Genomic DNA, 14905 nt, shown 5'->3' with positions numbered 1-14905 from the left:
GCTGAGGCACGGCTCACGGCACGCGGCGGGCGTCCTCGCCTACCCTGGCCCCGACCGGCGATCACGGAGGGACACGATGGGCACCAGGCGCGGACCGACGTCGCCGCTGCTCGTGTCCCGGCGGCACGTCGACCTGTGCCGCACCGGGTCCGCCGGCTGTCCGGCCCCCTGAGGACCCGCACCCCGTACCCGCACCACCGCCCGCGCCGGACCGTCCCGGTCCGTGGCCGCGCGGCGGTCGCACGCCGAGCCCCGGAGCGCCCGTGACCACCCGCCGGATCCACCTGAACGCGTTCGACATGACCTGCGCCGGGCACCAGTCCCCCGGCCTGTGGCGCCACCCCGACGACGAGTCGCACCGGTTCCACGACCTGACCTACTGGACCGACCTCGCGCAACTGCTGGAGCGCGGCGGGTTCACCAGCCTGTTCGTCGCCGACGTCCTCGGGCTCTACGACGTCTACCGCGGCGGGCCGGAGCCGGCGATCCGCGACGGCATCCAGGTCCCGGTCGGCGACCCCACGCTGGCCGTCTCCGCCATGGCCGCGGTCACCGAGCGGCTCGGGTTCGGCATCACCGTGTCGCTGACCTACGAGAAGCCCTACGCGTTCGCCCGCCGCCTCGCCACGCTCGACCACTACACGCGCGGCCGGGTCGCCTGGAACGTCGTCACGTCGTACCTGGACTCGGCGGCACGCAACCTCGGGCTGGAGGTGCAGGTCCCGCACGACCGCCGCTACGACGTCGCCGACGAGTTCATGGACGTCGTCTACCAGCTGTGGGAGGCCTCCTGGGACGCCGACGCCGTGCGGCTCGACCGGGAGAACGGGATCTACACCGACCCGGAGAAGGTCCACCCGATCGGCCACCACGGTGAGTTCTTCGACGTCCCCGGGATCGGCCTGACCGAGCCGTCGCCGCAGCGCACGCCGACGATCTTCCAGGCCGGCGCCTCACCGCGCGGCAGCGCCTTCGCCGCCCGGCACGCCGAGGGTGTCTTCGTCACCGCGGCCACCCCGGAGACCCTGGCGCCGCGGATCGCCGCGACCCGCCGCACCGCCACCGAGCTCGGCCGGGACCCGCGGTCGCTGAAGTACTTCTCGCTGCTCACGGTCGTCACCGGCGCCACCGACGCCGAGGCGCAGGAGAAGTACGAGGACCTGCGCCGGTACGTCTCGCTGGAGGGGGCGCTCACCCTCTACGGCGGCTGGTCCGGCCTGGACCTGTCGACGATGGACCCGGACGAGCCGCTGCGCTACGCCGAGACCGAGGCGCTGCGCAGCGCCGTCGAGCAGTTCACCACCGCCGACCCGGACCGGGAGTGGACCCCGCGCGACATCGCCGAGCACATCGGCATCGGCGGGATGGGCGCGGTCGTCGTCGGCGGGCCGGAGACGGTCGCCGACGAGATGGCCCGCTGGGTCGACGTCGCCGACGTCGACGGGTTCAACCTCGCCTACGCCACCACCCCGGGGACCTTCGCCGACGTCGTCGAGCACGTGGTGCCCGAGCTGCGCCGGCGGGGGATGCTCGCCGAGCGCCCGGAGGGCGCCACGCTGCGCGAGCACCTCTACGGCGAGGGTCACGCCCACGCGCTCGCCGACCACCCCGCCGCGGCGCACGTCCGCCGGACCGTCCCGGCGTGACCCGCCCGACCACCGCCCGAGTCGAGGAGACCCCCGTGCCCGTGTCCGACGCCGAGCTGCACGCCCGGTTCCGTCCGCTGTTCGACGAGATCGCCGCCGGTGCGGTCGAGCGCGAGCTGCACCGCCGCCTGCCGGAGAAGGAGATCGCCGCGCTCCGCGACGCGGGGTTCGGCGCGCTGCGCGTGCCGGCCGACCGGGGTGGCTCGGGCGTCACGCTGCGGCAGCTGTTCGCGCTGCTCGTCGAGCTGGCGGCCGCGGACTCGAACATCCCGCAGGCGCTGCGCACCCACCTGGCGTTCGCCGAGCTGTGGCAGGCGGACCCGGACGACGCGGTGCTGCGCGGCCGGCTGGAGCAGATCGCGTCCGGGAGGCTGGTCGGCAACGCGATCTCCGAGCGCGGCGGGGTGGTCCGCGACTCCTCCACCACGGTGCTGCGTCGCGACGGCGACCGGCTGCTGCTCGACGGCGAGAAGTTCTACTGCACCGGGACCCTCTACGCCGACCTCGTCGACGTCGTCGCGCTCGACCCGGACGGGAACCGGGTCACCGTGCTCGTCGAGACCACCGCGCCCGGCGTCGAGCGGATCGACGACTGGCGCGGGTTCGGGCAGAAGCTCACCGCCAGCGGCACCACCCGGTTCACCGGTGTCGAGGTCGACCCGGCCCAGGTCCGCCCGGCCCCGGTCGACCGGCACGTGCCGGTCCGGCAGGCGTTCCTGCAGCTCGTGCAGCTGGCGGCGCTCGCCGGGATCGCGCGGCGGGCGGCCGACGACGTCGCCGCCTACGTCCGGGACCGGAAGCGGAACTGGCCCTACGGCAACGCCGACCTGCCCAAGGACGACCCGCTGGTGCAGCAGGTCGTCGGGAAGGTCGACGCGGTCGCCTTCACGGTGGCCGCGACCGTCGACGCCGCCGCCGCCTCGCTGGACCGGGCGCTCACCGAACCGGAGCACGCCGACACCGCCGAGCTCGACGTCTACCGGGCTCAGTCGACCGTTCCGCAGCTCGTGCTGGACGCGACGTCGGACCTGTTCGAGGTGGGTGGGGCCTCCACGGTCGACGTCGACCGCGCGCTCGACCGGCACTGGCGCAACGCCCGGACGCTGGCCGTGCACAACCCGATCGTCTACAAGCAGCAGGTGATCGGTGACCACGCGCTCAACGGGACGGTGCCGGTGCTGTCGTTGTCCTCGGGCGTCTCCGGCTGACGGGTGGTTCAGCCCGCGGCCAGCGCCGAGCGGGTCGCGTCGTCGGCGGGCAGGAACGTCTCCAGCGCCAGCTCGGCGAGGGTGACGTCGTGCGGGGCGCCGAACGTCGTCATCGTCGAGTGGAACGCCAGCGGGCCGTCCGGGGTGTCGAGCAGCAGCGGCAGGAGCACGTCGGACCCCGGCGACGGCAGCGCGGTCTCGGCCGGCGCCGGGTAGCCGCGGCACTCGGCGAGCAGCTCCGCCAGCCGCGGGTCCCCGGTGACCCGGACCTGGCGCTCCAGCCGGTGCAGCAGGTGCTCGCGCCACTGGGCGAGGTTGCGGATCCGCGGCGCGAGCCCGCCCGGGTGCAGGCAGACCCGGTAGACGTTCACCGGCGGGCCGGACGCCGCCGGGTCCAGCCCGGCCAGCAGCGGTGCGACCGCCGCCCCGGCGAGCTGCACGTCGCCCCAGCGGTCCACCACGAGCGCCGGGTACGGGTCGTGCGCGGCGACCAGCGCCTCCAGCGCGGACCGGACGGGAGCGAGGTCCGGGTCGTCGAGCGGGCGCTCGGTGTACGCCGGGGCGTAGCCGGCGGCGAGCAGCAGCGCGTTCCGCTCACGCAGCGGGATCTCCAGCTCCTCGGCCAGCGCGCCCAGCAGCTCGCGGCTGGCTCCGGACCGTCCGGTCTCGACGAAGCTCAGGTGCCGGGTCGAGACGCCCGCGGCCAGGGCGAGGTCGAGCTGGCTGCGCCGCCGCCGGGCCCGCCAGAACCGGAGCATCTCCCCCGGGCCCGCGTTCCGGGACGGACGGGCGTGTGCGCTGCTCACCGGGCCCACGCTAGCGACGGGCGGGAACGGCGACGACTACCCCGGAGGTAACGGGACGGCGTTACCTCACGGGTCATCGCGCCGCCCGCCGCGGCGGCGCACGCTCGGTCCCGTCAGCGACACCGAGATCCGGAGGACCGCAGCGATGACCGATTTCACCGCCCTCGCCGAGCGCTACGTCGGCGCCTTCAACGAATCCGACCCGGCCACCCGCACGGGCCTGGTCGCCGAACTGTTCACCGCGGACTGCACCTACACCGACCCGCTCGCCGACGTGGCCGGGCACGACGGCGTCGCCGGCTTCCTGGACGCGGCCCGGCAGAAGCTGGCGGGCTGCGAGTTCCGCCGCTACGGCGACGTCGACGCCCACCACGACCGGGCCCGGTTCCGCTGGGCCGCCGCGCCGCCCGAGGTGTGGGCGGCCGGCGCGGAACCGCCGGTGATCGGGTTCGACGTCGTCGTGGTCGCCGGGGACGGCCGCATCGCCGCGGTGCACGGCTTCCTCGACGCCGTCCCCGCGGCCTGAGCCGGACCGGTCAGTGCACGACCGGGCCGGACGATCCCGGGGCCGGGATCGCCGGTCCGGCCGGGCGGGTGCGTCGCGGCCGCAGGAACGCCACCACCGCGAGCATCCCGGCGAGGAGCGCGCCGTACTGCAGGCCGAGCAGGTAGCCGAGCCCGCGGCCGAGACCGAACAGCGCCTGCGGGTCGAACCAGGAGTACGCCGAGAGCAGGATCAGCAGCACGGCCCCGGTCAGGGGCGCGGCGGGCGAGACCCGCACGGCGAGCGCGACCCCGCCCAGCAGCACCCCGCCGAGCAGCAGGAGCGCCGCGCCCGCGGGGACCGCGTCCAGCTGCATGCGCATCGAGGCCTCGAACGCGGTCCCCATCCCGCGCCCGGCGACGGCCAGCGCCAGCACCGTGCCGACCAGCCCGATCACCACACCCTGCAGATGCCGCATGCCGGCTCCTTCCCCCCGACCGGCCGCCCGTCGAATCGGACGTACCGGTCGGAGGGAACATATCAGCGCTTGCCGTTCGGGAGGGCCAGTCGATTGATCGTGCGCAGGACCTGCAGGTACTGCGTCCACAGCGGCCCGGAGGTGTACTCCAGCCCGTACTCCTCGCAGAGCGCGCGGACCTCGGGCGCGACCTCCGCGTAGCGGTTGCTGGGCAGGTCCGGGAACAGGTGGTGCTCGATCTGGAAGCTCAGCTGACCGGTCATCAGGTGGAAGTACCGGCCGCCGTCGAGGTTGGCGGAGCCGAGCAGCTGGCGGACGTACCACTCGCCGCGGCTCTCGTCCTCCAGCTGCTCCTCGGAGAACTGGACCGCCCCGGTCGGGAAGTGCCCGCAGAAGATCACCGCGTGCGACCAGACGTTGCGCACGAGGTTCGCGGTGACGTTCCCGGCGAGCACCGGCAGGAAGAACGGGCCGGCCAGCGCCGGGAACGCGACGTAGTCCTTGAGGACCTGCCGCCCGGTCTTGCGCCCGATCGACTTGATCTGCTGCCACACCCGCGACCAGGGCTTCTGCCCGGCGACGAGCTTCTCGACCTCGAGGTCGTGCAGCGCGACGCCGTACTCGAAGAACAGGCTCAGCAACGCGTTGTAGAGCGGGTTGCCGAGGTAGTACGGGTTCCACTTCTGCTCCTCGGACAGGCGCAGGATCCCGTAGCCCACGTCGCGGTCCTTGCCGACGACGTTGGTGTAGGTGTGGTGCATGTAGTTGTGCGAGTGCTTCCACTCCGCCGAGGACGAGACGTTGTCCCACTCCCAGGTCGACGAGTGGATCTTGGGGTCACGCATCCAGTCCCACTGGCCGTGCATGACGTTGTGCCCGATCTCCATGTTCTCGAGGATCTTGGCGATCGAGAGCATGGCGGTGCCGGCGATCCAGGCCGGCGGCAGGACGCCCGCGAACAGCAGCGCGCGGCCGCCGATCTCCAGGGCCCGCTGCTTGCGGATGACGCCGCGGATGTACTCGGCGTCCGACGCGCCGCGCTCGGCGAGCACCCGGTCGCGGATGGCGTCGAGCCGTCGGCCGAGCTCCTCGATCTGCTCGGCGGTCAGGTCGGTCGTGGCCTGCACGTCCTCACGGCGGGACGACGGGACGAGCTCGAGCAGCGGGCGCTGCGGCTGCTGCAGCCGGCTGGTCTCCTCGGGGCCGGGTTCGGTCACGGTGCTGACGGCGGGGTTGTCGGCGACTGCGGTCACGCGGACCTCCTCGGGTCGGACGGGGCCGTACGGCCCCGGGATTCGGATGTCGGCCGGGTGCGTGGTCGGGTGCGTGGCCGGCTCAGGGAAGATCGATCCGGGCCGGGCCGCACGCGGAGTTGATGCAGGTCTGGACGAGGTCACCGGGCTCGCCGTGCGCCTCGCCGGTTCGCAGGTCCCGGACCCGGCCCTCGCGCAGCGGGAGCACGCAGCCGAAGCAGATGCCCATCCGGCAACCGCTCGGCATGAGCCTCCCGGCCGCCTCGCCGGCCTCCAGCAGGCTCTGGCCGGGCTCCACCTCGACGTCGGCGCCACCGAGGTCGACGGTGCCGCCGGTGCCCTCGGCCGCTCGGGCGGGCGGGGTGAAGCGCTCGGCGCGGACGCCGTCCCAGGCCTCCTCGACCGCGTCGAGCAGACCGGCGGGCCCGCACGCGTAGACGGTGCGCGCGGCCCGGTCGGGGACGGCGGCGTCGACGGTCCCCGGGTCGAGCCGGCCGGTGACGCCGCTGTGCCGCAGCACCACCCGCAACGACGGGTGCCGCGCGGCGAGGGCGGCCAGCTCGGCGCCGAAGATCGTGTCCTCCGGGCTCCGCGCGCTGTGCACGAGGACGACGTCGGGCATGTCCCCCGCCCGGTCGAGGCTGCGGAGCATGCCCATCACCGGGGTGATGCCGCTGCCCGCGGTGACGAACAGCAGCGGGCCGGACGCCTCGGCGGGCAGGGTGAAGTCGCCGGTCGCCTGCTCCAGCTCGACGATCGTGCCGATCGGCAGGTCGCGGACGAGCCGGGTGGAGACGACGCCGTCCGGGACCTCCTGGACGGTGATCGTCAGGTGGTCCGCGTCCTCGGGCGAGGTCAGCGAGTAGCTCCGCCGGTACCGGACGCCGTCGACGTCGATCCCGACGCCGACGTACTGCCCGGCCCGGTGCCCGGCCCAGCCGCGGCCCGGCTCGATGGTGACCGAGACGGCGCGTCCGGTCTCCCGGCGACGGGCGACGACCCGGCCGCGCAGGGTCGAGGTCGACCACAGCGGGTCGAACAGGGTCAGGAAGTCCTCGGGCAGCAGCGGCGTGGTCAGCGCTCCCGCGGCGGACAGCAGGCGCCGGGGCAGTGTCGGCGCCGCGACGGCGGATCGGAACATGACATCAACTCTGCACAACTTGATGTCACATAGCAAGTGGAGTCCGAGGGTTCACTGTGTCACATGAGCGCCTGATAGCGTTCGTGTCATGGTCGACGGTACCGACGACGGCTCCGACCTCGAGGGATGGCGCACGATCGACGAGCTGGCCCGCGCCAGCGGTGTCACCGTGCGCAACATCCGCGCGTACCAGGCACGGGGGCTGTTGCCCCCGCCGCAGGTCAGGGCCCGGACCGGGTACTACGGGCCCGGTCACTCGGCACGCCTGGAACTGATCCAGGACCTGCAGGACGAGGGCGTCAAGCTCGACACCATCAAGAAGCTGCTCGACACCACCGGCGGCTCCACCGAGCAGGTCGTGCAGTTCATCCGGACCGTGCGCGAGCTGTTCGCACCCGAGGACCGGCAGATCGTGCACCTCGGCGAGCTGGCCGAGCGGTACGAGACGACCGACGTCGGCGTGGCCAAGCGCGGCGTGAAGATGGGCCTGCTGCGCGAGCTGGGCGACGACACCTACGAGGAGATCAGCCCGCGGCTGATGAACGCCGCGGCCGAGCTGACCGGCCTCGGCATCCCGATCACCCGCTCCCTCGACGTCGTCGAGCAGCTCCGCAAGCACGCCGACGCCGTCGCCAAGCTCTACGTCGATCTCTTCCTCGGCGAGATCTGGCAGCCGTTCGACGCCTCCGGCCGTCCCGACGACCAGTGGCCGCGCGTCTACGAGACGATCGAGCGGATGCGCCGGATCTCCGGCGAGGTCATGATCGCGGTCCTGGAGCTGGCCGTCGCCGAGCGCGTCGACGTCACCTTCGGCCGGGACATCGTCCGCAACGTCCGTACCACCAGCGCGGGCCCGACCGCCGCGGCGGAGTCCACCGACGGCACCGACTCCTCCGACGGCACCGGCCCCACGGACAGCACCGCGGACCCGGCGGACTCCGCGGATCCCTCGGACTCCGCGGAGTCCTCGGGCACCGAGGAGTCCTCGGGCACCGAGGATCCCGCCACGACCTCCTAGGACGCCCGACCCGCACGGGCCCTGCGCCCACTCATCATCGGCACCGGCCGGGTTCGGCCGGAGTGTCGCGCATCCCGGTCGGGTCCGTGCCCGATCCGCAGGAGATCGGGTTCCTCGCACGCAATCGGGTTCCTCGCACGCGATCGGACCCCGTGCGAGCGAGGCGAACCCGTGCGAACGCGTTCCGGGTCGAGGCGCTCGCCGGCCCGGCCCGCTGCGGGGCGTGCAGGGCTCCGTGTCCGCGATTCTCGCCGGCCGCCCGGTCCTCGGCCGGACCGGGTCGCCGCAGGACCGGGATCCGACCCACCGTCAGCCCTGCAGCCACGGGGCCACGGAGCCACCGGCCACAGCCACCGGCCACGAGCCACGCCACGGGCCACGGGCCACGGGCCACGGAGCACAGGGCACGGGGCACGGGGCACGGGGCACGGGGCACGGGGCACGGGGCACGGGGCACGGGGCACGGGGCACGGGGCACGGGGCACGGGGCACGGGGCACGGGGCACGGGGCACGGACCAGTGCTCCCACACACGGGGCACGTACCTGCGCTGAGATCGCTGCCTGAGGAAGCGATTCCGCAGAACCTCCTCACCGGACCCGCCGACCACCGCCCGGCGAGCGCGCCCCGGAGTCCCTCGGCACCCTGCCCGGCTCCGGTACTCCCCTCGCCCCCTCGCTCCCCCCCGCAACCCACGACGAGGTCCAGGTCCCGAGGGTTCGCACGGGATTGCGCGCCTCGCACGGGATCGGACCCCGTGCGAACGACACGACCTCGTGCGAACCCAGCGAACCCACAGGCTCCGTTCGCACGACGCGGTCCGGTGTGCGCGGCGGCCGGGCGAGGTCGTGCCGTCAGCCTGCCGGGCGCGGGGACGGGAGGGGCAGCCCGCGGCGCTCGAACACCCAGCGCGCCCGGTCCGGGGCGTCGGTGATGATCCCGTCGACCCCGAGGTCGAGCAGCGCGTCCATCGTGGGGACGTCGTTCACCGTCCACGGGATCACCGCGAGCCCGGCGTCGTGCGCGGCCCGTACCGTCGCGGCCGTGGTGAAGGGCGTGTAGCCGGGCGCGGTGGTCCCCGCCGACTGCGGCGTGCCGTGCACCGGGGAGACCGCCGACGCGTCGACCGTGCGTGCCGCGGCGACCAGGGCGGTGGCCGGATCGGCACCGAGGTCGTCGGCGTCGAGGCCGTTCAGCCACGGCGACCGGCCCGGCTGCCCGAGCTCCAGGAAGCTCTCGTTCATCAGCAGGACCCGGTCCAGCTCGGGAGCGACCTCCCGCATCCGGTCCAGCGCGGCGAGGTCGAAGCTCTGGACCGACGTGCGTTCCACGACTCCGGCGCGGCGCACCTCGTCCGCGACGACCTGCACGAACTGCTCCCGCGGCGCGGTCTCCGCCGGGGCCGCGGCCTCGACCTTGGTCTCGACGTTGAACCGGACGTCGTCGGCCCCGCGGTCCCGCGCGAGAGCGAACACCTCGTGCAGCTCGAGCATCCGGGCGCCCGGCGACAGGGTCTGCGCGGGGTACGCGGGCCGGCGCACCGAGCCGCAGTCCATGGTCCGGATCCGGTCGAGGGTCAGGTCCTTCACGTACTTCCCGACGTACGGGAACTGCGGGTCGCCCGGGGCCACCGGCGCTGTGTCCGTGCAGACCTCGTCGCTGGTCCGGCGGTCGTGGGTGACGACGGCGTGCCCGTCGGCCGTGATCTGGACGTCCAGCTCCAGGGTGTGCACCCCCAGATCGAGGGCCGTGCCGAACGACTGCAGCGAGCTCTCCACCGACAGCACCGATCCGCCGCGGTGCGCCTGCAGGTCGACCACCCGGTCGTCGTCCGGCGGGGCGGGGGCCGCAGCCGTCGTCGCGAGCAGTGCCGCGGCCGCGAGCACGACGAGCAGGGGCACGGGCAGGGGGCGTCGGAGTCGCACGGCGCGACCCTAGGAATCGCCGCTGTCGGGTGACCTGCCCGCAGATGACGAGGGCATGGCGGCCGGTCGACGAGCTCAGCGCCCCCGGTTCCCCAGGGCCCGGGTCAGCAGGGTGCGGGTGTCGGCCGGGTCGATCACGTCGTCGATCTCGAAGACCGTCGCGACGCTCAGCGCCTTGCCGCGCTCGTAGTAGCCCGCGACCAGCTCGTCGTAGCGGACCTGCCGGGCGTCGGCGTCGTCGATCGCGGCCAGCTCGTCGCGGTAGCCGAGACGGACCGCCCCCTCCAGGCCCATCCCGCCGAACTCGCCGGTCGGCCAGGCCACGGTGAGCACGGGGGCGTGCAGGTCGCCGCCGGCCATCGCCATCGCCCCGAGTCCGTAGCCCTTGCGCAGCACGACCGCCACCAGCGGCACCGTGAGCTGCGCCCCGGCGACGAACATCGCGCCGAACCGGCGCACGGTCGCCGTCCGCTCGGCGTCCGGACCGACCATGAACCCGGGGGTGTCGCACAACGACACCACGGGCAGCCCGCGGGCCTCGCAGAGCTGCAGGAACGCGGTGGCCTTGTCGGCGGCGTCGCCGTCGATCGCCCCACCGAGATGCTCCGGGTCGTTCGCGAGGACGCCGACGGCGAGGCCGTCGAGCCGGGCGAACGCCGTGACGATCCCGGCCCCGAACCCGCCGCGCAGCTCCACGACACTGCCGGTGTCGAACAGGACGTCGAGGACGCGCCGGACGTCGTAGGCCCGGACCCGGTTCTCCGGGACCGCGTGGCGCAGCGCCCGCTGGTCGGCGTGCTCGCCGGGGACCGGGTCGCCGCCGACGTGCAGCAGGTAGCGGCGGGCCTCGGCGACCGCGGCGGCCTCGTCCGGCACGAGCAGGTCGACGACGCCGTTGGCCCACTGCATCGGCATCGGCCCGACGTCGGACGGGGCGACGACGCCGAGCCCACCACCGGAGATCATTGCGGGCCCGCCCATCCCGAGGCTGCTCCCCTCGGTCGCGACGATCAGGTCGCAGGCGCCGGCGAGCGCGGCGTTGCCCGCGAAGCAGTACCCGGCGACGACGGCGACCGTCGGCACCCGCCCGCGGAGCCGGGCGAACAGCCGGAACGTCGGGACGTCGAGCTGGGCGACCGCCGAGGTGTCGGTGTCCCCCGGGCGCCCGCCGCCGCCCTCGGCGAACACGACGACCGGCAGGTGCTCGCGCCCGGCCAGCCGGAAGAGCCGGTCCGTCTTGTGGTGGTTGTGCACGCCCTGGGTGCCGGCCAGGACGGTGTAGTCGTAGGACATCACGGCGACCGGTCGCCCGCCGACCGTCCCGGTCCCGGTGACCAGGCCGTCCGCCGGGGTCTTCGCGACGAGCTCGTCGACGCTGCGCCGGGCGCGCTGCGCCGCGAGGGTGAGCGCGCCGTACTCGACGAAGCTGTCCGGGTCGAGGAGGTCCGCGATGTTCTCCCGGGCGGTGCGCCGCCCGGCGTCACGGCGCCGGGCGACGGCGGCGGCCCTGCCCTCGTCGAGCCCGGTGCGCCGACGGTCCCGCACCTCGGCGAGATCGGGCCGGATCCGGTCCGGGTCGTCCGCCCCGGCGCACTCGGCGTCCTCGGCCGCCTCGGCGTCGGCGAGGACGGCGAGCAGGTCACCCGCCTCGACGGCGTCACCGACGGCGACGGCGAGCGACTCGACCCGGCCCGGCGTGCCCGCGGTGACCGGGTGCTCCATCTTCATCGCCTCGAGGACGACGACCTCGCCGCGGGCACCGACCACGTCCCCGACACCCGCGGGGAGCGCGACGACGACGCCCGGCCGCGCCGCACGGACGGCGGTCCGGTCCTCCGGCACCGCGGTCCGTCCGGCGGACGCGACCGGGCCTGCCCCGGTCCCCGACGGGTCAGCCGGCCCGGCCGGGGGCAGCACCGACTCGCGCTCCGCGCCCGCCAGGCCGCCGACGTTCCGGTCCACATAGGACGTGTCCAGCGTCCCGTCGACCAGTTCCGGCAGCGCCAGCAGCGCCTGCAGCAGCCCGATGTTCACCTCGACCCCGGCCACGTCGAACCCGGCCAGCGCCCGCCGGGCCGCGGCGGCGGCCGTGGCGGCGTCCGCGCCGCGGGTGACGACCTTGGCCAGCAACGGGTCGTACCGGGGCCCGACCGGGTAGCCGGCGTAGCCGTGGGTGTCGACGCGGATCCCGCGCCCGGCGGGCGGCTGGAACCGGGTCAGCGTCCCGGCCGCCGGGGCACGGGACCCGTCCGGTCCGACGGCCTCGGCGTTCACCCGGGCCTGCACCGCGGTACCGCGCGGGACGGGTGGCGCGGTGAGCCCGAGGTCGGCGAGCCGCGCGCCGCGGGCGACCCGCAGGCCGAGCTCGACCAGGTCCAGTCCGGTCGTCTCCTCGGTGACCGTGTGCTCGACCTGGATCCGCGGGTTGACCTCCAGGAACGCGATCTCGGCACCCGCGACCAGGAACTCCGCGGTCGCGAGGCCGGAGTACCCGGCGAGCAGGCGCAGCGCGGCGTCGTGCAGACGGGCCCGGACGTCGCCGGGCAGGGCCGGCGCGGGGCCGATCTCGACCAGCTTCTGCCGGTGCCGCTGGGCCGAGCAGTCCCGGTCGCCGAGGACGACGACGTCGGTCCCGTCCCCGAGGAGCTGGACCTCGACGTGCCGGGCGCGCGGGAGGAGCCGCTCGACGAGCACCTCGCCGTCGCCGAACGAGGTCCTGGCCTCGGAGGCGCACCGGCGGACGGCGTCGTCGAGGTGGGCGGCGTCGGTGACCGGCCGCATCCCGCGTCCGCCACCGCCGGAGCGGGCCTTGACCATGACCGCGCCGCCGGGGCCGAGCCGGGACAGCAGCGCCGCGCCGTCGTCGGGGGCGACCGCCTCCAGCACCGGGACGCCCAGCGCGGCGGCCCGCTCGCGCGCGGAAGCCTTGTCCCCGAACAGCTCCAGCGCCTCCGGCGCCGGGCCGACGAAGGTGACGCCGTGGGCGGCACAGGCCCGGGCGAGCGCCGGGTTCTCGGACAGGAACCCGTAGCCGGGGTGCAGGGCGTCGGCTCCGGTGTCGACGGCCGCGCGCACGATCCGGTCGACGTCCAGGTAGGCCGCGGCCCCGGTGCCGGGGAGCTCGACGGCCCGGTCCGCGCGCACGACGTGCAGGCACGCGGCGTCGTCGGCGGGGTGCACGGCGACCGTCCCGATCCCGAGCGCCGACGCCGTGTCCATGATCCGGACGGCGATCTCGGCCCGGTTCGCGACCAGCAGCGTCCCGCTCACCGGCCCGGCCTCCGCACGACGATCCCGGCGGCCTCGCGGTCCCACACGCCGGTCCCGGCGCCGGACTCGCGCAGCACGTGCTTGTGCACCTTCTGGGTCGGGGTCTTGGGCAGCTCGTCGGCGAACGCGACGTAGCGGGGCACCATGAAGTACGGCAGCCGCTCGATCAGGAACCGGGTCAGCTCGACGGGATCGACGGTGCGGCCCTCCCGCGGAACGACGACGGCCTTGATCTCGTCCTCGGTCAGCTCGGAGGGCACCGCGACGACGGCGCTCTCGTACACGTCGGGATGCTCGTTGATCACGCGCTCCACCTCGAAGCTGGAGATGTTCTCGCCACGCCTGCGCAGCGCGTCCTTCATCCGGTCGGCGAAGAAGAACCGGCCCTCGGAGTCGGCCCGGAAGGCGTCGCCGGTGTGCACCCAGCCGTCGACGAGCGTCTCGGCGGTCTTCTCCGGCAGGCCGTGGTAGCCCTGCATCACGGTCAGCGGCTCCTCGGGCCGGACCCACAGCTCTCCGACGGACCCGGACGGCACGTCGTGACCCGCGGAGTCGACGAGGCGGAGCTCGTAGCCGGGCCGCGGGAAGCCGCACTCGCCGCCGACCACGGTCTCCGGGGGCCCGTTGAGGACACAGCCGATCTCGCTCATGCCGTAGACGGCAGCGAGGTCGATCCCGAACCGCGCACGGAACCCGTCGACGTCGCTGGCCAGCGGCGCCATGACGGCCAGCTCCAGGGGGTTGTCCGCGTCGTCGGGGCGACGCTGCGCCTGCTGGAGCAGCTCGGCCATCGCACCGAGCATCACGGTGACCGTGATGCCGTGCTCGCGGACCGTCGGCCAGAACCGGCTGACCGAGAAACCGGGCTCGATCACGCACAGCGCCCGGTGGATCAGGGCCTGGTAGACGCCGAACCACTGCCCCGCGAGGTGGAACAGCGGCAGCGTGACGAGGATCCGGTCGCCCGGGACCGGGCGCGCCTGGTCCTCGCGGGAGGCGTACGTGTAGGCGTGCGCGTGCGGGATCCGGACGCCCTTGGACCTTCCGGTGGTGCCCGAGGTGTACATCAGCGCCATGAGCTCGCCGGGATCGAGCGTGACGGGTGTGGCAGGCCCGTGGGCGAGCAGCTCGTCGAAGCCGACGACGCGGAACCGGTCCCGCAGGCCGTCCGCGGCCGCGGGGTCACCCCGGACGACGAGCGTCCGCAGCGCCGTCAGGTCGCCGGCGACCCGGGCGACCCGTTCGACGTGGGTGTCCTCGCAGACCAGGATCCCGGCGGCCGAGTCCTCGAGGACGTGGGTGAGGAACGAGCCCGTGTACGCGGTGTTGACCGGGACCTCGACGAACCCGCCGAGTCCGGCCCCCGACCAGGTGTGGACGGCGTCGAGCGAGTTGTCCAGCAGCAGCGCCACGGTGTCCTGCCGGGCCGCGCCGAGTGCCGAGAGCCCGGCCGCGACGCGCAGCGAGCGCTCGTGGCTCCCGGCGACGGTGTACCGGCCGTCCGGCCCCACCTGCGCGACGGCGTCCGGGGACTCCGCGAGGGCACGGTCGTAGGCGGCGCGCAGCGTGCGCTCGGCGATCGGCGGAAGGCTCACATCGGCACCCCTCGTCGGGCGGCGTGGACGACGCTGACTTTACATGGGTGTCAAGTGAGCCGGCCGCGTGCGAGAGTGGCCC

Annotated in this window: 12 protein-coding genes; 5 read left to right on the top strand and 7 right to left on the bottom strand. The window is 74.5% G+C overall.

Features of this window, described 5'->3' with window-relative positions; translation table 11 throughout:
- Window positions 1–76: 76 nt before the first annotated feature.
- The 3 genes from PP1_RS31630 to PP1_RS25435 all read left to right on the top strand — a co-directional run bounded on the left by PP1_RS31630 (window position 77) and on the right by PP1_RS25435 (window position 2854).
- The gene (locus PP1_RS31630; protein WP_369821682.1) at window positions 77–172 is read left to right on the top strand and encodes a putative leader peptide; all 96 of its coding nucleotides are present in this window, start codon (window positions 77–79) and stop codon (window positions 170–172) included.
- A gap of 91 nt (window positions 173–263) precedes the next feature.
- The gene (locus tag PP1_RS25440; RefSeq protein WP_010231678.1) at window positions 264–1646 is read left to right on the top strand and encodes an LLM class flavin-dependent oxidoreductase; all 1383 of its coding nucleotides are present in this window, start codon (window positions 264–266) and stop codon (window positions 1644–1646) included.
- Between the two features lie 35 nt (window positions 1647–1681).
- A complete protein-coding gene (locus PP1_RS25435; RefSeq protein ID WP_029239613.1) occupies window positions 1682–2854 on the top strand; it encodes an acyl-CoA dehydrogenase family protein in 1173 nt (390 codons plus the stop codon).
- Between the two features lie 8 nt (window positions 2855–2862).
- Here PP1_RS25435 and PP1_RS25430 read toward each other — a convergent pair whose 3' ends face one another.
- Window positions 2863–3660 carry a helix-turn-helix domain-containing protein gene (locus PP1_RS25430; RefSeq protein WP_227012804.1) on the bottom strand — a complete coding sequence of 266 codons (798 nt, stop codon included), beginning with the start codon at window positions 3658–3660 and terminating at the stop codon, window positions 2863–2865.
- Window positions 3661–3805: 145 nt separating this feature from the next.
- On the opposite strand from PP1_RS25430, the gene PP1_RS25425 reads away from it, so the two are divergent.
- Complete coding sequence (locus PP1_RS25425; protein ID WP_010231668.1) at window positions 3806–4186, top strand: nuclear transport factor 2 family protein; 381 nt, start codon at window positions 3806–3808, stop codon at window positions 4184–4186.
- 10 nt (window positions 4187–4196) lie between these two features.
- On the opposite strand, the gene PP1_RS25420 is transcribed toward PP1_RS25425, so the two are convergent.
- From PP1_RS25420 to PP1_RS25410, 3 genes are all read right to left on the bottom strand, one after another.
- A complete protein-coding gene (locus tag PP1_RS25420; RefSeq protein WP_010231665.1) occupies window positions 4197–4622 on the bottom strand; it encodes a hypothetical protein in 426 nt (141 codons plus the stop codon).
- Between the two features lie 62 nt (window positions 4623–4684).
- Window positions 4685–5749 (bottom strand): fatty acid desaturase family protein, encoded by a 1065-nt coding sequence (locus tag PP1_RS25415; protein WP_029239612.1) that lies wholly within the window; start codon window positions 5747–5749, stop codon window positions 4685–4687.
- A gap of 208 nt (window positions 5750–5957) precedes the next feature.
- On the bottom strand, window positions 5958–7016 hold the full coding sequence (locus tag PP1_RS25410) for a ferredoxin reductase (RefSeq protein ID WP_010231659.1): 1059 nt from the start codon (window positions 7014–7016) through the stop codon (window positions 5958–5960).
- A gap of 88 nt (window positions 7017–7104) precedes the next feature.
- On the opposite strand from PP1_RS25410, the gene PP1_RS25405 reads away from it, so the two are divergent.
- A complete protein-coding gene (locus tag PP1_RS25405; RefSeq protein WP_010231657.1) occupies window positions 7105–8034 on the top strand; it encodes a MerR family transcriptional regulator in 930 nt (309 codons plus the stop codon).
- An 853-nt stretch (window positions 8035–8887) separates the two neighbouring features.
- Here PP1_RS25405 and PP1_RS25400 read toward each other — a convergent pair.
- The 3 genes from PP1_RS25400 to PP1_RS25390 all read right to left on the bottom strand — a co-directional run bounded on the left by PP1_RS25400 (window position 8888) and on the right by PP1_RS25390 (window position 14823).
- Window positions 8888–9958: a glycerophosphodiester phosphodiesterase family protein gene (locus tag PP1_RS25400; protein ID WP_249266027.1), complete on the bottom strand. Its 1071-nt coding sequence runs from the start codon at window positions 9956–9958 to the stop codon at window positions 8888–8890.
- A gap of 75 nt (window positions 9959–10033) precedes the next feature.
- Complete coding sequence (locus PP1_RS25395) at window positions 10034–13228, bottom strand: acetyl-CoA carboxylase family protein (RefSeq protein WP_283161935.1); 3195 nt, start codon at window positions 13226–13228, stop codon at window positions 10034–10036.
- A complete protein-coding gene (locus PP1_RS25390) occupies window positions 13225–14823 on the bottom strand; it encodes an AMP-binding protein (RefSeq protein WP_010232596.1) in 1599 nt (532 codons plus the stop codon). The genes PP1_RS25395 and PP1_RS25390 overlap by 4 nt, the downstream gene beginning before the upstream one ends.
- Window positions 14824–14905: the final 82 nt, after the last annotated feature.

The organism is Pseudonocardia sp. P1, assembly GCF_000178675.2.
Classification (GTDB): domain Bacteria; phylum Actinomycetota; class Actinomycetes; order Mycobacteriales; family Pseudonocardiaceae; genus Pseudonocardia.
The sequence above is the reverse complement of the archived record's forward strand: the minus strand, read 5'-3'. Positions and strand labels throughout refer to the sequence as shown.

Bases quoted from the DNA above. Each gene is read 5' to 3' on its own strand.
- PP1_RS25420 (WP_010231665.1), bottom strand. From the start codon at position 4,622: ATGCGGCATCTGCAGGGTGTGGTGATCGGGCTGGTCGGCACGGTGCTG.
- PP1_RS25410 (WP_010231659.1), bottom strand. From the start codon at position 7,016: ATGTTCCGATCCGCCGTCGCGGCGCCGACACTGCCCCGGCGCCTGCTG.
- PP1_RS25425 (WP_010231668.1), top strand. From the start codon at position 3,806: ATGACCGATTTCACCGCCCTCGCCGAGCGCTACGTCGGCGCCTTCAAC.
- PP1_RS25405 (WP_010231657.1), top strand. From the start codon at position 7,105: ATGGTCGACGGTACCGACGACGGCTCCGACCTCGAGGGATGGCGCACG.
- PP1_RS31630 (WP_369821682.1), top strand. From the start codon at position 77: ATGGGCACCAGGCGCGGACCGACGTCGCCGCTGCTCGTGTCCCGGCGG.